Annotated in this window: 16 protein-coding genes; 14 read left to right on the top strand and 2 right to left on the bottom strand. The window is 43.6% G+C overall.

Features of this window, described 5'->3' with window-relative positions:
- Nucleotides 1-38 precede the first annotated feature (38 nt).
- From HOP45_RS11055 to HOP45_RS11035, 5 genes are all read left to right on the top strand, one after another.
- A complete protein-coding gene (locus tag HOP45_RS11055; protein WP_181349350.1) occupies nt 39-575 on the top strand; it encodes a methylated-DNA--[protein]-cysteine S-methyltransferase in 537 nt (178 codons plus the stop codon).
- Nucleotides 576-706: 131 nt separating this feature from the next.
- Nucleotides 707-1,117 carry a hypothetical protein gene (locus tag HOP45_RS11050; RefSeq protein WP_181349349.1) on the top strand — a complete coding sequence of 137 codons (411 nt, stop codon included), beginning with the start codon at nt 707-709 and terminating at the stop codon, nt 1,115-1,117.
- Nucleotides 1,104-1,967, top strand: coding sequence for an amidase domain-containing protein (locus HOP45_RS11045; RefSeq protein WP_181349348.1), 864 nt, complete (start codon nt 1,104-1,106; stop codon nt 1,965-1,967). Before HOP45_RS11050 ends, HOP45_RS11045 begins: the two co-directional genes overlap by 14 nt.
- A gap of 49 nt (nt 1,968-2,016) precedes the next feature.
- On the top strand, nt 2,017-2,490 hold the full coding sequence (locus tag HOP45_RS11040; RefSeq protein WP_181349347.1) for a tRNA (cytidine(34)-2'-O)-methyltransferase: 474 nt from the start codon (nt 2,017-2,019) through the stop codon (nt 2,488-2,490).
- 351 nt (nt 2,491-2,841) lie between these two features.
- Nucleotides 2,842-3,081 (top strand): hypothetical protein, encoded by a 240-nt coding sequence (locus tag HOP45_RS11035; protein ID WP_181349346.1) that lies wholly within the window; start codon nt 2,842-2,844, stop codon nt 3,079-3,081.
- Between the two features lie 87 nt (nt 3,082-3,168).
- On the opposite strand, the gene lipA is transcribed toward HOP45_RS11035, so the two are convergent.
- Nucleotides 3,169-4,116 (bottom strand): lipoyl synthase, encoded by a 948-nt coding sequence (gene lipA, locus HOP45_RS11030; RefSeq protein ID WP_181349345.1) that lies wholly within the window; start codon nt 4,114-4,116, stop codon nt 3,169-3,171.
- Between the two features lie 15 nt (nt 4,117-4,131).
- Nucleotides 4,132-4,953 (bottom strand): lipoate--protein ligase family protein, encoded by an 822-nt coding sequence (locus HOP45_RS11025; RefSeq protein ID WP_181349475.1) that lies wholly within the window; start codon nt 4,951-4,953, stop codon nt 4,132-4,134.
- A gap of 254 nt (nt 4,954-5,207) precedes the next feature.
- Here HOP45_RS11025 and HOP45_RS11020 point away from each other — a divergent pair, with 254 nt between their 5' ends.
- From HOP45_RS11020 to HOP45_RS10980, 9 genes are all read left to right on the top strand, one after another.
- Nucleotides 5,208-5,387: a hypothetical protein gene (locus HOP45_RS11020; RefSeq protein ID WP_181349344.1), complete on the top strand. Its 180-nt coding sequence runs from the start codon at nt 5,208-5,210 to the stop codon at nt 5,385-5,387.
- A gap of 208 nt (nt 5,388-5,595) precedes the next feature.
- On the top strand, nt 5,596-7,491 hold the full coding sequence (locus tag HOP45_RS11015; RefSeq protein WP_181349343.1) for a PrkA family serine protein kinase: 1,896 nt from the start codon (nt 5,596-5,598) through the stop codon (nt 7,489-7,491).
- A gap of 196 nt (nt 7,492-7,687) precedes the next feature.
- A complete protein-coding gene (locus tag HOP45_RS11010) occupies nt 7,688-9,220 on the top strand; it encodes a Ppx/GppA family phosphatase (RefSeq protein ID WP_181349342.1) in 1,533 nt (510 codons plus the stop codon).
- A gap of 92 nt (nt 9,221-9,312) precedes the next feature.
- Complete coding sequence (locus HOP45_RS11005; protein WP_181349341.1) at nt 9,313-11,409, top strand: RNA degradosome polyphosphate kinase; 2,097 nt, start codon at nt 9,313-9,315, stop codon at nt 11,407-11,409.
- 255 nt (nt 11,410-11,664) lie between these two features.
- Nucleotides 11,665-14,460 (top strand): 2-oxoglutarate dehydrogenase E1 component, encoded by a 2,796-nt coding sequence (locus HOP45_RS11000; RefSeq protein WP_219914593.1) that lies wholly within the window; start codon nt 11,665-11,667, stop codon nt 14,458-14,460.
- Nucleotides 14,457-15,782: a 2-oxoglutarate dehydrogenase complex dihydrolipoyllysine-residue succinyltransferase gene (gene odhB / locus HOP45_RS10995; protein WP_181349339.1), complete on the top strand. Its 1,326-nt coding sequence runs from the start codon at nt 14,457-14,459 to the stop codon at nt 15,780-15,782. The genes HOP45_RS11000 and odhB overlap by 4 nt, the downstream gene beginning before the upstream one ends.
- A 139-nt stretch (nt 15,783-15,921) precedes the next feature.
- Entirely contained in the window at nt 15,922-16,146 is a 225-nt protein-coding gene (locus HOP45_RS10990) for a hypothetical protein (protein WP_181349474.1), read from the top strand.
- A 306-nt stretch (nt 16,147-16,452) separates the two neighbouring features.
- Nucleotides 16,453-17,592 carry a sporulation protein YhbH gene (gene yhbH / locus HOP45_RS10985; RefSeq protein ID WP_181349338.1) on the top strand — a complete coding sequence of 380 codons (1,140 nt, stop codon included), beginning with the start codon at nt 16,453-16,455 and terminating at the stop codon, nt 17,590-17,592.
- 132 nt (nt 17,593-17,724) lie between these two features.
- A complete protein-coding gene (locus HOP45_RS10980; RefSeq protein WP_181349337.1) occupies nt 17,725-19,218 on the top strand; it encodes a potassium/proton antiporter in 1,494 nt (497 codons plus the stop codon).
- Nucleotides 19,219-19,410: the final 192 nt, after the last annotated feature.

Here is a 19,410-nt window from a genome sequence, read left to right as displayed (position 1 = left end):
GTATAATAAGAGAAAACTTTGGAGAGAAGGGGTTGTTTATGAGTAAACGTTCCTTTCTATATTATGATGTATGGGACGCCCCGATTGGCACTATGACGCTTGTGGCAAATAAAGATGGTGTGTGCCGCATTGATTTTGGCACGTTTAAAGAATTGTCTTCACACCATAACATCTGGGCTAGGAAACATTTCTTGGCACCGGAATTCATCCATGATGCTGACTATGACTATATTAAGCAGATGAAAGAGCAGCTATCTGAATATTTTCAAGGAGAACGCACATCGTTCTCCGTTAAACTGAATTGTTATGGAACCCCGTTTCAAAGAAAAGTATGGCGCATTTTGGCCAACGACATCAGCTATGGCGAAACATTATCGTATAAAGATATTGCCGTGCTTCTCCAATCCCCTAAAGCGATTCGAGCTGTAGGCGGTGCTGTAAATAAAAATCCGCTATCAATTGTCATTCCCTGTCATAGAGTGATAGGCAGCAACGGCAAACTCGTCGGATATGCAGGCGGATTAGATCGGAAGCAGCAATTAATAGAACTAGAGGCCCCGGACAAAGCAATATAAATGAAAGTGCGCCGCATCTTCGTTATGAAGGTGCGGTTTTTTGTGTGCGATGATAAAAGGGGGCGAAGCGATGATACCGCGTCAGGAAGTGACGATAAAATGATGAGAGATGATAAGAGAGAGCTCGTCCGATGATAAATGAGTGCGGAGCGACGATAAATGTCAGCGGAGTGACGATACTGCGTCAGGAAGCGACGGTAAAAGGTGGAATGATGATAAGGAGAGCTCGTCCGACGATAAACGAGTGCGGAGTGACGATAAGAGGAGGAGCGATGATAAGGAGAGCTCGTCCGATGATAAAGGAGTGTGGACCGACGATAAATAGCAGCGGAGTGACGATACCGCGTCAGGAAGCGACGATAAAAGTTGGAGCGATGATAAACGCCAGTGGTCCGATGATAAATGATTCCGAAGCGATGATAAATGCCCGCGATCCAACGATAACGCGCCCAGCACCGTCGAAATTTCATTCCAAATTGTATGGTTTTCCGTCTCTGCTCATAACATGTGAGGAGAGGAGGCGCTGTGATGAGAGTGAGTGATCAGCTTTGTGAGTATTGGCAAGATATACTGTCTCAATCGGATCGAAGTAAGCAGCCCCAGCCTTGGCTTACCAAGAAAATAGATGGTTACCAGAAACAGAACCAGCGATTGGTCAAGGTTAATGGAGATATTTTTCCGTTTCAGAGAATGAAAGAGGGAGACGAGGAGCATATTCACTATCAGTTGTATTTAACTTTTTTGTTGCGTCATCAAGGGGCTTTTTATCAGGAAGAGTGTCAGATGGTAGGCAAGGCTCGCGTCACGAATCATGACATTGTCGTCTTGCCTGTCGAAACCGAAGCACCCGAATCTCTTAATGAAATGCCGGAACGCTCCTTGGAGTTAAGTGAAGAAGGGGAGATTCGGTTCACGTACGATCGCCGGGCTGCTGTCCGTTATGCTGAGAATTGGTGGGATAGTTATAATCCTGCCTATCAAAAGTTCACGGATGATTGCACGAATTATATTTCGCAATGTCTTCGTGCTGGGGGAGCTCCGATGTGGGGGCAGCCGAATCGGAGTAAGGGGTGGTGGTACAGCGGGAACACGTGGAGTTTCAGCTGGTCGGTTGCGAATGCGCTTCGGTGGTACTTAAGTGGCTCGAAACAGGGGATGACGGCGCGAGAGATGGAAAGCGCTGAGGAGCTTATACCTGGTGATGTCATTTGTTACGATTTTCAAGGTGATGGGCGGTGGGATCATAATACCATTGTCGTGATGAAAAATTCCGAGGGCATGCCGCTCGTCAATGCGCATACGTCCAATAGCCGACATCGATACTGGGATTATGAGGATTCTACTGCTTACACGCCGAATATTCAATACAAATTCTTCAGAATAGGGCCGTGATCATATGATATAATAATGAGGTTAGTAAGGAATAGTAGAGGTGAAAGTCATGGCGAACCATATCGTATTATATCAACCAGAAATACCGGCTAACACCGGGAATATTGCCCGCACGTGCTGGGCGACAGATTCAGAGCTCCACTTGATTCGTCCTTTAGGATTTTCAACAGAAGATCGTATGCTGAAGCGGGCGGGAATCGATTACTGGCACAATGTAACGATTCATTACTACGACTCAATCGAGGACGTGTTTAACACATTTCCTGATGGGGAGTTTTATTATATTGAAAATTTTGGCACGGAACGGTATACGGATTTTGATTTTAGCGATGCGGGAAAAGATACGTTATTTGTATTCGGCCGGGAAAGTGACGGTCTGCCGCGGGAGTTGATTCAAGGGTTGGAGGACCGCTGCCTTAGGATTCCGATGACGGATCGGGTCAGATCGCTGAATTTGGCTAACTCTGCCTCCATTATTATTTTCGAGGCTTTGAGACAACAAGGGTTCAAAGAGTTGAGTTGACTAGGCAAAATCCTATCTGCGTGCAAAAAACATAAAAAAATCGCATCCGTCACGGGTGCGATTTTTATGATGGTCTATTTTGTTGGAGGACCAGGCTTTTCATCGTACCCGGCTGCAAAAATAGAGGTCAGGAATGTAATGCTGACAAGGATAATCAACGTTAGTTTCAATGGTGTTGCCTCCTTTGTTCATGTCGAAAGACAAACTGTACTATAGGCTATTATAACTGATTTGGTTTGAAAATGAAATCAATGTCGTGAATTTTACCTTTTAGTTTGTGGCCCATACCAATAGGCTTCTCTCATCATATGGTGGACTATAGGTAATCATCCTATAGAATGGAGGGAGAACATGTACCCTTATCCGCATTATCCTTTTGAGCTTGAAGAGGAAGATTCACGATTCTGGGGAGGACCATTTTTCGGAGGGCCGTTTGTGGGTGGATTTCTCGGAGGCTTGCTTGGCAGTGTCATAGCACCGCCGTTTTATAATTATGGTCCGCCAGAGCCGCCTCCACCGCCACCGCCTTATTATTACAATCAACCTTACAATTATCCTCCTTACGGTCCTTATGGTCCTTATGAATGGTAAACGATCATGAGTCGTCTCAGTTGTTGGACGGCTATTTAGACTGAAAAAATTCCCACGTGTCAGACGAGACGCGTGGGAAATTTTTAATTAAAAGTTTGTGTTTTCCAGTTTCTCGCCCTGTGATTCATAGCCTTGCATATACTTGATCCGACGTTGAGCAGAGGTTTCACTCACTTGTTCATCCGCGTGATAAGAAGAGCGGACCATAGGACCGGCTTCGCAGTGTCGGAATCCTTTTTGTAAGGCAATTTGTTTCAGTTCTTCAAACTCATCCGGGTGATAGTAACGTTCTACTTTCAAATGTTTTTTCGTTGGCTGCAAGTATTGTCCGATCGTCATGATATCAACGTTATGGGCTAATAGATCATCCATCGCTTCCTCGATCTCTTCTTTTGTTTCCCCGAGGCCCACCATTAAACTTGATTTCGTTGGTGTGTCAGGCGCAATTTCTTTGACGCGTTGTAAAAGTTCCAGGGAACGATCATACATGGCAATCGCTCGGACACGTTTCGTCAAGCGTCTTACCGTTTCAATATTGTGATTGAAAATATCCGGTTCACCGCCCATCAAGGTGTAGAGGCTGTCATAATCACCTTTCATGTCGGACGGTAGAATTTCAATCGTACAGCCTGGCACGCGGCGTCGAATCGCTTTGACGGTTTCACCAAAAACAGCGGCTCCGCCATCGTTAAGGTCATCGCGTGCGACAGCTGTGACGACCACATGTTTTAATCCCATAATTTCAACAGATTCGGCTACGCGTTCTGGTTCATCCCAGTCCAATTCGTTCGGCAGCCCTGTTTTGACAGCGCAGAAGCGACATCCTCTTGTACAAGTGTCTCCCAAGATCATGAAGGTCGCTGTTTTACGCTCACTCCAGCATTCATGGATGTTAGGGCAGCGGGCTTCTTCACAAACTGTGTTCAATTTCTTGTCGCGCATCAATTTTTTAAGACCCGTGTACGATTTGTTCGTATTGATTTTTATCTTCAGCCATTCGGGTTTACGTATGTATTCGTCATTTTTTTTGGCCATGTTCGACTCTCCTTTTTAGCGGGAAAAATTCCATTCACTTTGGTTGTACTTCGTTTCGGCAATGTTCTGGACTTCAGCAAACTGCTCTTCATTTAATTGAAAGGGTTCTAATCGAATGTTCAATCCTTTTTCAAATCCTGTTTTAAAGGCTGCATTAGTTTGATCGAATGTCTGGGGTTCTGATGTCAGCGTGTTAATTGCAATGGCTTTGTCCTTGAACGCTTTTTTGGCGCGCTCTTTAACACGGTCACTCGGATACACGAATAAATCGAATAGTGTATCGATATCAAGCTCAATTGGGATGGAGCCGTGCTGGAGGATCACTCCTTTTTTTCGCATCTGGGCACTCCCGGCTGCTTTCTTTCCTGCCACGATGAGTTCGTACCAAGACGGTTCTTCAAAGCAAACAGCAGAACCTGTGGTTTCCATTTTCCCATCCGGAATGGCGAACTCAGCTTCAATACCCAGCTCTTTAAAACCTTCCAACAAGCCTTGCGACAGAACGAGATAGGCTTCTTTTACAGATTGTGGCATGGAAGGATGCTCTTCTGATACGATAATACTATACGTTAATTCTTGGTCGTGCAGCACCGCTCGACCTCCAGTTTGCCGCCGCACGAGTTGGTAGCCGTGCCGTTCGACTCCTTCAAGGTCGATCTTGCCGTGCACCTTCTGGAAGTAACCGACGGACACCCCGCCTGGTTTCCAACCGTAAAAACGGAGGACAGGGGGGATCTTCCCTTGACTGTGCCAATTTAATAAAGCTTCGTCCATCGCCATATTGAAAGCGGGCGTACAAGGGCCTGAATCGACAAAATACCAAGTTTCGCTCATGATGCCCCTCTTTTCTAATCGGATTTATCCTTTAATGTGATAAATAATCACTTCAATTTTAACAAGGTGGGTATGGCGTGTCAAAAGAGGCTAAAGCAATCAAAAATTTGATCATAGCGGGGGTCGTCAATTCGTACGAGGACTAAAGGATGGTTTACATATACGGGGGCACATTACCATATGTCATGTAATAACAGGCTTTAACGGAGCTAAAAGAAAAGCAGCTGTCTCTCGTCACATGAAAAAGGGGGCCGATGATGAATCAAACACTCTATTCAAGTATCTTATTTTTGATAAGCGCTGGTATTTGGGCGGTCTTAGCATTTATTTATGATGATTTCCGCTGGTTGAACATTGCCCTATTCGTTATTTTTCTAATTATGGGCCTGGTGCGGAGAAAGCAATTTTCCCAAGAAAAAGAATGGAACGAAGATTGATGCGCCAATATGAAATAACGGTAGGAAAAGGGACTCTTATAATGAATGAGTCTCTTTTGTTTTGAATAGGATTATCAACACACCATTTTGTGTGACCTTTTTTTATGGAAGATGATTGATGTAACACATGCTATCATCATTTCGTTTTATTGGGCATAGACTGTACTAATTCGTTTGGGCTGAATACGACGGGGAGGTCGTGAGTGATATGGATATTCTTAAACAAATTCAAAACTACCGCGAAGAAGAAGAAAAGTTAAAATGGGAAGGTACGTTTGCTGATTATCTGGAACTATTGAAAGAGCGTCCACATCTTGCTCAATCAGCACATTCCAGAGTGTATCAAATGCTTAATGACGCAGGGATCGAAGAGGATAATGGGCACAAACGGTACTCGTTTTTTGATGAAGAAATTTACGGGCTCGAAGATTCGATGGAAAGGCTCGTTGAGGAATATTTTCATCCTGCCGCACGAAGGTTGGATGTCAGGAAGCGTATTCTATTGTTAATGGGGCCGGTGAGCGGTGGGAAATCTACGCTCGTCAACTTATTGAAGCGAGGATTGGAAAAGTACTCTTATACAGATCAAGGTGCTGTGTTCGCGATCAAAGGCTGCCCGATGCATGAAGACCCGTTGCACATGATTCCGAATTATTTACGAGAGCAGTTCCAGAAAGATTATGGCATCCGGGTGGAAGGCAATTTATCTCCATTGAACATGATGCGTGTCGAGCAGGAGTATGGCGGACGCATTGAAGACGTACTTGTGGAAAGAATCTTTTTCTCAGAAGATAAACGTGTAGGAATCGGAACATTCAGTCCTTCGGATCCTAAATCACAGGATATTGCTGATTTAACGGGGTCGATCGACTTTTCTACCATTGCAGAATACGGTTCAGAATCTGATCCGCGCGCTTATCGTTTTGATGGTGAATTAAATAAAGCAAACCGAGGCATGATGGAATTTCAGGAAATGTTAAAATGTGATGAAAAGTTTCTGTGGCATTTGCTCTCCTTGACTCAGGAAGGGAATTTCAAAGCAGGACGGTTTGCGCTCATCTCAGCTGACGAACTGATTGTGGCCCATACGAATGAAGCAGAATACCGTTCGTTCATAGCCAACAAGAAGAATGAAGCACTCCATTCACGGATGATTGTCATGCCGGTGCCTTATAATTTGAAAGCCAGCCAGGAAGAACGGATTTATGAGAAAATGATCCGCGAAAGTGATATTAAAGACGTGCATATCGCCCCACATACGTTGAAAGTAGCCGCAATGTTTACCGTGTTAACGCGTTTGAAAGATTCACAAAATGCCCAAGTGGATATTTTAAAGAAAATGCGCTTATATGACGGCGAGAACGTGGAAGGCTTCAGTGACGTTGATGTAGAAGAATTACGAAAAGAACACGATGACGAAGGCATGAGCGGGATTGATCCGCGATATGTCATCAACCGCATCTCCTCGACCATCATTAAAAAAGATATGTCGACGATCAATGCTTTGGATGTTTTACGATCACTGAAAGATGGACTTGGTAGTCACGCCTCGATCAGTAAAGAGGATAAAGAGCGTTATATCGATTTAATTTCGATCGCACGTAAAGAATATGATGAGATCGCTAAAAAAGAAGTGCAGAAAGCGTTTGTTTATTCTTACGAAGAGTCGGCTCGTACATTGATGGATAACTATTTGGATAACGTGGAAGCTTATTGTAACAAAGCGAAGCTGAGAGACCCTCTGACTGGTGAGGAATTGAATCCTGATGAACGCCTCATGCGCTCCATTGAAGAACAGATTGGTGTCTCTGAAAATGCCAAAAAAGCGTTCAGAGAGGAAATTTTAATCCGGATTTCGGCTTATGCGCGTAAAGGTAAGAAATTTGATTATCAGTCGCACGAACGCTTGAAGGAAGCCATTCAAAAGAAATTGTTTGCAGACCTGAAAGATGTTGTGAAAATTACGACGTCCACGAAGACGCCGGATGAACAGCAGCTCAAGAAAGTGAATGAAGTGATTGCAACACTGGTTGATAAATACAACTATAATTCAACCTCAGCGAACGATTTGCTGCGTTATGTGGGAAGCTTATTAAATCGATAATGAATGCAGTGAGACTGGGACAAAACTGAATGAAACACAAGAAGTCGAACGATTTCGCTGAAATCAGTTCGGCTTTTTTGTGAGGTCCTTTTGATTTACTTATGTCCCAGCTTCGTTTTGCTCATGCATGTGTTGGGGAAGCGTGAACCTATGGTATACTTGCTTCAATACAATGAGAGAAATGCAGGTGTGAACAATGTCAAAACACTATTATGCCATCGTCGACATTGGTTCGAATACAATGCGGTTAGTGGTTTACTTAAAAGAGAAGGGGGGACGCCTACGTGAGATTGAAAACGTTAAAGCTGTCGCCCGGCTTAGAAATCACTTATTAGATAGCGGAGAGCTGTCTGAAGAAGGCATTAAGATCCTCCTCGACACCCTGAGCAGTTTCGGTGAAGTGGCTGCAACGTATGAACTCGAGGAAATGGTGTGTGTGGCAACGGCCACCGTTCGCCAGGCTACCAATCAACAGAGCATCATAGATCGGGTAGAAGCTGAAACGGGTTTGCCTGTGATCATACTTACAGGTGAAAAAGAGGCTTACTACGGGTATTTGGCGGTCGTAAACTCGACGTCGCTCACGGAAGGTATCACGGTTGATATCGGGGGAGGAAGTACGGAAGTCACCTACTTTAAAGATCGAGAACTCATCCATTTTCACAGCTTCCCATTCGGGGCGCTGACGTTGAAGCAAGATTTCTTTAAAGAAGAACTCCCCACTGAAAAGGAACTGCGTCAATTGCGCCATTACCTCTTTGAGCAATTTCGCACGTTGCCTTGGTTAGAAGGGAAACGTGTGCCCATGGTCGGCATCGGGGGCGGCGCACGGAACCTCGTCCAAATCGATCAATCCCTTAAAGCGTACCCCCTCGCTGGTTTGCATCAATACCAAATGAATGACAATGATATTTCCTATGTAAAACATTATCTTTTTAACTTGAAGATGAAAAAACTTCAAAAAGTTGAAGGTTTATCGAAAGATCGGGCTGATACCATCATGCCGACAATCGAAGTTTTTCATAGTTTATTTGAAATCACTCAGGCTGAGAGTTTTGTATTAAGCAGGAAAGGCCTTCGAGACGGGGTGTTTTTTGAACAACTAGGGCATGAAATGGGGCTTCTTTTATTTCCTAGTGTGCAGGAAGAAAGCATTCAAGAGCTCATCAATGATTTTGAGTTGAATATCAAGCACGTTAACCATGTACAGTCTTTAGCCTATGAATTGTTCACCCACTTTCAATACTATGGAATCGGACAGATCAATAATCAAGATTGGATGAAAGTGAAGCGTGCGAGTTACGTGTTTAATCTTGGAGAATATATTGATTCGGAATCCAGTTCTCAGCATACATTCTACCTGCTTGCGAACCGGACAATCGATGGCTTCATGCATATGGAACGGTTGAAAATTGCGCTGATGGCTTCGTTCAAAAATAAAACGACCTTTAAACAATTCATCCAACCTTACAAGAAGTGGTTTCTTAAAGAAGAAGAAAAGAAAATTTTTTTGTTGGGGGCGATGCTTAAATTCGTTTACAGCCTCGATAGTACGAAACGGCAAGTCATTGACCGCTTAGAGTTGGCCCAAGATGGAGAAGAACTTGCTATTCGTTTGTACGGAAGTCAGGACTGGCTGCCTGAAGAATATCAAGCGGAAAAACAGAAGAAACATTTGGAGAAAGCATTGAAACGCCAAATCGAATTATCGTTTATTAAAACGTCATAGGATTTACAGATTTTTTACCTGAAGTTAATATCACCTATACATCTATCACATAATATGGCGGTGGGTATGATTACGACTTTAAGGGTGAGCATATGGCACAAGACGATTATCAACTCGATCATCCCCGGTATTTTAATAACCGGGAGTTAAGCTGGCTGGCATTTAATGAACGGGTCTTACAAGAAGCAAAAGATAAAAGCAATCCATTATTGGAACGGTTCAAATTTTTAGCTATTTTCAGTTCCAATTTAGACGAATTCTTTATGGTACGAGTAGCCGGGTTGACTGACCAAGTCAAAGCAGGATATAACAAGCCGGACAATAAAAGCGGCTTAACACCTAAGGAACAACTTAATCACATAACCCTTTATAATTCTAAACTTGTCCGGGAGCAATATGATATATTCCAGCATTTGAATGGGCTGCTACAGAGTAATGCTCCCACGTTTATTTCGATAGCCGACTTGGAGGAAAGTGAATATGAGCGAATTGAAACTTTCTTCAATGAAGAAGTGTTTCCTGTATTGACACCCATGGCTGTTGATACATACAGGCCCTTCCCTCTTCTCTTGAATAAGTCCATTAACCTCGCCGTCGTGTTAGAAGCGGAGCAGGAAACGGAAGCAAGCCGTTGCACCGCAATTGTTCAAGTCCCTTCTGTGTTAGACCGGTTCATTTCCGTAAATAAAGAGACAGATGAACCGACGTTTTTATTAATGGAAGATATCATCAGTCATTTTATCTATCGATTATTCAAAGGCTTTACCGTCACGTCGATTACGGAATTCCGTATCACCCGAAATGCTGATATGACGATACATGAAGAAGGCGCCCGTGATTTATTAAAAGAAATTGAAAAGGAACTGACGAAACGGAAATGGGGGGCCGCCGTCAGATTGGAAGTTAATGCGGCTAAACATGATGAAGAAATGACCCGATTTTTATTGGACGCTCTTGAGATTCATCGTCATGATTTATACATCACGAACGGTCCGCTTGACTTGAGTTTTTTGTTCCAATTTTATGATGATCTGGCTGACTTCAATGATTCGCTTATTTATGACAAACTTATTCCCCAACCGCCAAAAGGATTAGAAGGAGACGTTTCTGTGTTTGAAGCGGCCTCCAATCGAGATATACTGCTCCATCACCCCTACGAATCTTTTGCGCCTGTGGTTGATTTCATAGCTGAGGCTGCAGAAGACCCGGAAGTCCTGGCTATTAAACAAACCTTGTATCGATTGAGCGGTGATTCGCCCATTATCGAAGCTTTGAAACGTGCAGCGGAAAATGGGAAACAAGTGACGGTCCTCGTCGAATTGAAAGCCCGCTTTGATGAAGAAAATAACGTGCAGTGGGCGAGAGAGCTAGAGAAGGCAGGCTGCCATGTTATATTTGGTATGAATAATTTGAAAACCCACAGTAAAATCACGTTGGTCGTCAAAAAACAGGGTGAGAAAATCGAGCGGTTCGTGCATCTGGGGACAGGCAACTATAATGATAAAACGGCTGAAATTTATACGGATATGGGGCTGTTTACTACAAAAAGGAAATTCGGGATTGATGCGACCAACTTTTTCAATTATTTGAGCGGCTATACAGAAAAGCCGTTCTATCATCATTTATCGGTCGCACCGTTTGATATACGTGATGACTTCATCAAACTAATCGATGAAGAAATTGCGTTTCATCATGAACACCAGGACGGCCACATTATTGCCAAAATGAATTCGCTCACGGATAAAGACTTGATTATGAAAATTTACGAAGCATCACAAGCAGGCGTGAAGGTTGACTTGATAGTGAGAGGCATCTGCTGTCTGCGGCCAGGCATAACCGGTGTGAGTGAACACGTGCGGGTCATCAGTATCGTAGGTCGGTTCCTGGAACACAGCCGGATTTTCTACTTTCACTCAAATGGAGATAAACGAATCTATTTATCCTCGGCTGATCTGATGACACGCAACATGGTGAAGCGCGTAGAAATCTTGTTTCCGATCTACGAGGAAGAAGTGAAATCTTCATTAATGGACATATTATGTATGATGTTAAAAGATAATGTGAAAGCTAGAGAGCAAGATAGTAATGGCGCCTACCATTATGTGACAAAAGACGTGAACGAGCAGGAAATCAACAGTCAGCAAGTTTTATTTGACAATGCATATCGAGTATTAGAAGATGAAGAATAGTATATGGGACACTTTATTATTAAAAAGTGAAAAAGGCGTACCATGAGGTGCGTCTTTCTTGTTATAATATATATGGTATTTCATAATAAAAAATGGTGAAATATGTTGAATAGATTAGCCATTCAAATCTATAATGGTAGTTGGATTTGCAAACGTTTTACGATGAATATTCAGTCACACAAATACTTGGAGGTAATGTAAGTGTCTATTAACGGGTCTAACGAAAGATTCTGGGACAGATTTCATGGTCCCAATATGGGGTACATTGAGGAACAATATGAAACATATCGACAAGACCCTGATGCTGTCGATCCTTCTTTAAAGGAAATTTTTGATGAGCACGGGGCACCTGATTGGATGTCAGATCAAGCGACTGCTCCCAAGGGTGATCAGTTTTCTTCAGAATATATCGGTAAAGTAACCTCAGCATACAAACTTGTTGAGGCTATTCGTCGTCACGGCCACTTGGAGGCGGATGTCTATGCTGTAGGGGGAGAGGAAAGAGCTTCATCGCCACTGCTTGATCCCAAGCATTACGGGTTGAATGAACAAGATTTGGAAGCGATGCCTGCTGAATGGGTATGGCCAGACTCCCCTGTCAAACTTCAAAACGCCTTGCAGGTCGTCAAAACATTGAAAGAACGTTATGCAGGAAAGATTTCCTTTGAATATGATCATGTGAACAATGATGAAGAGCGTAAATGGTTGCAGGATAAGATCGATACGGGCAGTTTCCAAGTCAGCTTGAGCAATGAAGAGAAAAAGCAATTGCTTCATCGTCTTGCGGATGTCGAAGGATTCGAAAACTTCCTATCAAAAACATTTGTCGCTCAAAAACGGTTTTCCATCGAAGGGCTGGATGTCATGATTCCAATGATGGACCACATCATTCAAGCCGCTTCTACGGATAAAGTTGAACACATCATGATGGGTATGGCTCACCGCGGTCGATTGAACATGCTGGCTCATACGCTCGGAAAACCTTATGACCGTATTTTTTCTGAATTTCACCATTCACCTGATAAAGAATTGGTTCCATCTGAAGGTTCGATGGGAATCAATTACGGGTGGACAGGCGATGTGAAGTATCATTTTGGTGCCCGACGTGAAGTAGGCGAAGGTGAAGGGAAGCGGACACGCGTAACCCTGGCCCATAACCCGTCTCACCTTGAATATGTAAATCCTGTCGTGGAAGGATTTTCACGTGCTGCACAAGATGATCGGACTCAGGCAGGGTATGCGCAGTTACAAGAAGATAAAGCATTCAGTATTCTCATTCATGGGGATGCCGCATTTATCGGTGAAGGCGTTGTTGCTGAAACGTTGAACCTGAGTGATCTGCCAGGTTACCGTACAGGCGGTACGCTTCATATCATCGCAAATAACCTCGTGGGCTTTACCACGAACAGGAAAGATGGGCGGTCGACTCGATACGCGAGCGACCTTGCTAAAGGATTCGAGATTCCGATTTTACATGTGAACGCAGATGATCCGGAAGCGTGTCTGTCTGCGATGGCATTTGCCTATGAATACCGTAAGAAGTATCATAAAGATTTTCTCATCGATCTCATCGGTTATCGCCGTTACGGCCATAATGAAATGGACGAACCACGAGCGACCCAGCCGAAGTTATATCAGGAAATCGACGCGCATCCGACTGCTGTATCTGTATATGGAGAAATGTTGAAGCAAGAAGGTGTCATTGAAGACGGTACGGTTGACCAATTCCTGGATGAAGTTGAAGAGAACTTGCGCAATACGTATAACAATATGAAAGAAAACGAAACGAAAGATGCTGACGTGAAAGGCGTTCCCGGCGGAGTCAAAAACGGCTTGGAAAAAATCCAGACAGCGGTTGGTCTCGATCGGTTGAAGCGGTTAAACGATGAAATGTTGAAGCGCCCAGAAGGGTTCAACGGGTTCAAGAAGCTGGAGAAAATTCTGCAGCGCCGGAAAGATATGCTCGATGAAAGCAATAAAGTAGATTGGGCAACAGCTGAAGCGTTAGCCTTTGCCTCTATCATCGAAGACGGACATCCTATCAGAATTACTGGACAGGATACGGAGCGTGGAACGTTCGCCCATCGTCATTTGGTGTTGCATGATGTCAATACGGGTGAAACTTACTGTCCTTTACATGGCCTCGACCAGGCGAATGCATCCTTTGATATATTCAACAGTCCCTTATCAGAAGCAGGCGTAATTGGCTTTGAGTATGGCTATAGTGTCCAGGCGCCAGAATCACTCGTGCTGTGGGAAGCACAGTTTGGTGACTTCGCTAACGCCGGCCAAGTGATCATCGATCAGTTCGTTGCAGCAGGGCGAGCCAAATGGGGCGAAACGTCTAACTTAGTGTTCCTACTACCTCACGGTTATGAAGGACAAGGTCCCGAACACTCCAGTGCACGATTAGAACGATTCCTTCAGTTGGCAGCGGAAAACAACTGGACAGTAGGCAATGTAACGTCTTCTGCACAATATTTCCACCTGCTGCGCCGCCAAGCGGACATCGGTCAAAAAGAAGAAGCACGACCGCTTGTTTTGATGACGCCGAAAAGTCTCTTGAGAAACCAGCGTGTCGCTGCTGCTCCTGAACGGTTTACGGACGGTAATTTTCAGCCATTGCTGCAGCAGCCTGGTTTAAGTCAGGATAAAGAAAAAGTTAAATCCCTGCTGCTGGGAAGCGGAAAAATCATGGTTGATATTGAAGATGCAGTGGAAAAGGATGAAGAGCACAACTTTGAAGAAGTCGATGGATTCCGCGTCGAACAAATTTATCCATTCCCTACAGCGCAGTTGAAAGAAATATTAGAAGGCTATCCGAACCTCGAAGAAATTGTATGGGTTCAGGAAGAGCCGCAAAACATGGGTAGTTGGTATTTTGTGGAAGGCATTCTACACAAGCTATTGAAGGAAGGTCAAATCCACCGTTACGTTGGACGTCCTCACCGTGCTTCACCAGCTGTGGGTGAGCCGAACATTCATAAGACCGAACAAAACCGTATCATTAAAGAAGTGTTTAAGATGTCTAAAGGAGGAAGTTCACAATGAAGGAAATTAAAGTCCCTGAATTAGCTGAATCCATTACGGAAGGTACTATTGCCGAGTGGTTAGTCAAAAAAGGCGATCAAGTTGAAAAAGGAGACCCTATTCTGGAACTGGAAACAGATAAGGTCAACGTAGAAGTCAACGCAGATGCTGGCGGTGTCATTACGGAGCTATTGAAGGAAGCCGGTGATGACGTTGAAGTCGGCGATGTTATCGCTAAAGTTGATGAGAACGGGGAAGCCTCCGGCGAGACTGCTGAAGAGGAGTCCAAAGGAGAAGAAAAGCAGGAAGCACCTCAAGAAGAAACGAAGAAAGCGGAAGAACAGGATAGCCAGGAAACATCCTCAGAAAAACAAGCGGAGCCTGCTGGGAAAAGTCAGGCTTCAGATGAAGGAAAAGACAAAGGTGAGGTCGTCGCTACGCCGGCAGCAAGAAAGCGTGCCAGAGAGCTTGGAATCGACTTGAGCGATATTTCTGCCCGCGATCCGCTAGACCGTATCCGTCCTGAAGATGTGGACAGTCATGCTAAAGATGACAGCAAAGAAGAAGCTAAGTCTTCTGGCAAACAAGAAGCGTCTAAACAACAGAAGAAAGATACTTCCTCCGAGAAAAAAGAATTCGATAAACCAGTCGTTCGTGAAAAAATGTCGAGACGGAGACAAACGATTGCTAAGCGATTGGTTGAGGCGCAGCAAAGTTCTGCCATGCTGACGACCTTTAATGAAGTGGACATGACGAATGTTATGGAACTTCGCAGTCAGCGTAAAGATGCATTCTTGAAAAAGCATGATATCAAATTAGGTTTTATGTCCTTCTTTACAAAAGCGGTTGTCGGCGCCTTGAAAGAATTCCCACTGCTTAATGCTGAAATTCAGGGCGATGAAGTTGTTATGAAGCAATTCTACGATATCGGAATGGCCGTATCGACCGATGAAGGTCTTGTCGTGCCCGTCGTGCGTGATGCTGATCGGTTAGACTTTGCCGGAATCGAGAACGGCATTGCAACGATGGCTCAAAAAGCGCGAGACAAAGAGCTTCAGCTCAGTGATCTTCAAGGCGGTTCATTCTCAATCACGAATGGTGGTATTTTTGGTTCAATGCTGTCAACGCCTATCTTAAACACACCGCAAGTCGGTATTCTAGGTTTGCACAACATTGAGAAGCGTCCAAAAGTTATGCCGGATGATACCATTCAAGCCCGTCCGATGATGTATATTGCCTTATCTTATGACCATAGAATTGTGGATGGCAAAGAGGCCGTACAATTCTTGCGCCGCATTAAAGAAATGATAGAAGACCCTTATGATCTATTGCTGGAAGGTTAACAGGTCAAGCACCCCTGTCATTAACTCAATGGCAGGGGTTTTTGTTATTCACAAAGTTAGTGAGCTTTGCTATAGTAGGGATAAGAATAGTGTTAACATGGAGGTGGACAGTTAGTTGAGTCAATCAAAGTCTTTTCAAATGGTGCTTTATCCGAAAAAGACCATATCTATAAATGGTGCTATCTATAATGTGAATGTTAATCATGACCAATTCCTCGATGAATTTGTGGAATGGGTTGAGTCTAAAGGCTGGACCTTCATGGGCATGACGGATCTAACAACAGAGGATAAAGCAAGCGATGATCTTCTATCGTTTATAGAAGGGAAAAAGCAAAACGAAGACCATCCTGATCAGGATTCTTAAATAGTAATATGGCCTGGACATTCGGACCATAATCAGCACCTGCTTATTGAAAAGCAGGTGGTTTTTTTTATTCGGATGGACGTTTACGATATGCTAGATTCTTTTTGGGAGATCGCGTGAAGGCCAAAGTGTGGAAGAGTGTCGCCACACCATGCATCTCAAATTAAAATTGAGCTGAATGTACTAAACTTTAATATGACATAATTTTCAAACAATTGACTTAATCAAATTCGTTGGACCTGCATACGATAAAGTAATACCTAAGTAGGGAGGGGAAGACCACTGGAAAACAAGAAGAAGAATTATATGATTGCCGAAGAAGATTGGTCCCTCCACCGGAAAGGCTATGATGATCAAAGACGTCATCAGGAAAAGGTGAATGACGCTTTGAAAAAACAGCTTCCGGATTTGATCACTGAAGAAAATATCATCATGTCAAAAGGAAAACATGTCGTGAAAATTCCAATCCGTTCCCTTGATGAATATAAAATACGCTACAATCATGAGAAAAATGAACATGTAGGCCAGGGGGATGGCGAAAGTCAAGTCGGCGACGTTGTTGCCAAAGGTCCGGCTGATCAAAAGAAAGCGGGTCAAGGATCTGGAGCAGGTGATCAAGCAGGAGAAGACTTTTATGAGGCAGAGGTCACGTTGGCAGAGTTAGAAGAAGCGTTGTTTAAAGAATTACAGCTTCCGAATTTGGAAGAGAAAGAAAAAGACACGATTGTCAACACGGATATTGAGTTTCGTGATATACGCAAGACGGGTCTAACCGGCAACATTGATAAGAAGCGTTCGATGCTGCAGGCTTACAAGCGAAACGCGTTAAAAGGAAAGACATCATTTAATCCTATCTATCCGGAAGATCTCAGGTATAAAACCTGGAGTGACATCGACAAACCAGAATCAAAAGCCGTCGTTTTTGCGATTATGGACACGAGTGGGTCAATGGGTCTATGGGAAAAGTATATGGCCCGGAGCTTTTTCTTCTGGATGAACCGATTCTTGAAACAAAATTATGAAACGGTGGACATTGAGTTCGTTGCCCATCACACAGAAGCAAAAGTCGTCAATGAAGATGACTTTTTCTCAAAAGGAGAAAGCGGCGGAACCATCTGCTCTTCCGCGTATCGAAAAGTGTTGGAAATGATTGATCAGCAATATTCTCCGGAGCGTTACAATATTTATCCGTTCCACTTTTCTGATGGTGATAATTTAACGTCTGATAATAAACGGTGTGTCGATTTGATTGGTGAACTACTCAAAGTGTCAAGCTTATTCGGATATGGTGAAGTGAATCAGTATAATCGTCATTCCAGTCTGATGCAGGTTTACAAGAAGATTGAAGATCCAAAGTTCAGATATTTTATTTTGCGTAAAAAAGCCGATGTATTCCATGCCATGAAAGAATTTTTAAGTGACGAAGAAGAAGCGGACATTGTTTAGAGAACGATTTCAGTGATAACGGCCTTGATGATCAAGGCCGTTTTTTTCATGCGGAGTCCTATAGCTTAGAAATCATGACACATACTGATATAATAAGGGTAACGTTATTTAGAGAAAGAAAGGGTACATATTATGATTCATGAAATTCTTCAATCTAACCAGTTCATCTTATTAATTGCCTTATTACTCATTACGAGTGTGATGGTTACCAAATTCTCAACGAGGCTTGGGGTTCCCTCGCTTGTGCTTTTTATTGCTGTTGGCATGCTCATCGGCAGCGACGGACTCAACCTGGTGTATTTTGACAATGCCGAACTGGCCCAAGTCATCGGGGTTATAGCGCTTGTCATTATTTTGTTTGAAGGTGGTATGCTAACGAAGTGGAGCGCCATGAAAAAGGTCATTTTTCCTTCTGTTTCCATGGCTACAATCGGGGTGCTCATTACGTCTTGCTTAGTAGCAGTGGGATCGAAGTACATATTAGGTGTCTCGTGGCTTGAAGCATTTTTGGTTGGATCAATCGTTGGTTCCACCGATGCTGCTGCGGTTTTCGCCGTCTTAAAAGGTAAAAACATACGAAATAAACTCGAAGCCACACTAGAAGCAGAGTCAGGTACGAATGACCCTATGGCGGTATTTTTAACGATTACTTTTATTCAACTGTTGACTCAGGAAAGCGGAAGTATCCTGCATTTGATCGGTTCCTTCTTCTGGCAGATGGGAACAGGTCTTGCTGTAGGGGTGCTGATCGGTTATGGGGCAAGTTTCGCTCTTAATAAAATCAATCTGGATTCCAGTGGCTTATACCCGCTATTTGCATTAGGATTTGCGTTTTTATCGTATAGTACAAGTTCCTTGCTTCAGGCTAGTGGTCTTTTAGCCGTGTATGTGACAGCAGTGGTTATCGGTAATTCCGACCTTGCTTATCGGTACTCCATTCTTCGTTTCCACGAAGGTTTCGGCTGGATGGCTCAAATCTTGATGTTCATCATTCTTGGCCTGTTTGTTTTCCCATCTGATGTGTTTACGTGGAACATTATGAAGGATGGATTGATTATTTCGCTGATCTTAATATTCATTGCTAGACCTGTGGCTGCTTTTCTCAGTTTGGCTGGCTTCAAGTTTAATTATAAAGAAAAATTGTTTTTATCCTGGGCCGGATTGAGAGGGGCTGTACCGATTGTGCTCGCCATTTTTCCGATGCTGGCCGGGCTAGAGAACAGCCAAATCATTTTTAATGTCGTTTTCTTTATTGTTCTGACATCGGCATTGGTGCAAGGGTCTTCGATTACGTGGTTGGCAGAGAAATTCTCCCTCGTATCGGATAAAATGGCGAATCCCATCCATTCTCTCGAATTGATATCCATTGGGAAAGCGAATGTGGAAATTATCGAGTATGAGGTATCTGAACAAAATGAAGTTGTTGGGCAAAGCCTAGAGACCATTGATTTGCCAGATAAAGCCCTGGTAAATGCGATTATAAGAAAAGGGGACGTCATTACGCCATATGGACAAACGAGAATTGAAGCAGGTGACATTTTATATATTATGGTGTCGCGAAATATTAAAAAGCAGGTGAGAGAGCTGCTGCAAAAGATACGCGAGCAAGAAGACGGGAATGTGTAAGGAAAGGATTTCGGATGCGTGGTAGACGCATCGCGGTGAATTAAGCTAAAATACGAGAAAAGCCGAGCTTCGGCAGCTCGGCTTTTCTCGTAGCAGCTATGATATTCGGGATGAATCGATATGATATAACTAATACATCCTCTATTATAAGGAAGGTTAACCCATTTGTAAACCCTTTCATGAAAAAGATGA

Origin of the sequence: Thalassobacillus sp. CUG 92003 (assembly GCF_013618635.1) — a bacterium.
GTDB lineage: Bacteria > Bacillota > Bacilli > Bacillales > Halobacillaceae > CUG-92003.
This window is presented reverse-complemented; position numbering and strand designations above follow the sequence as displayed.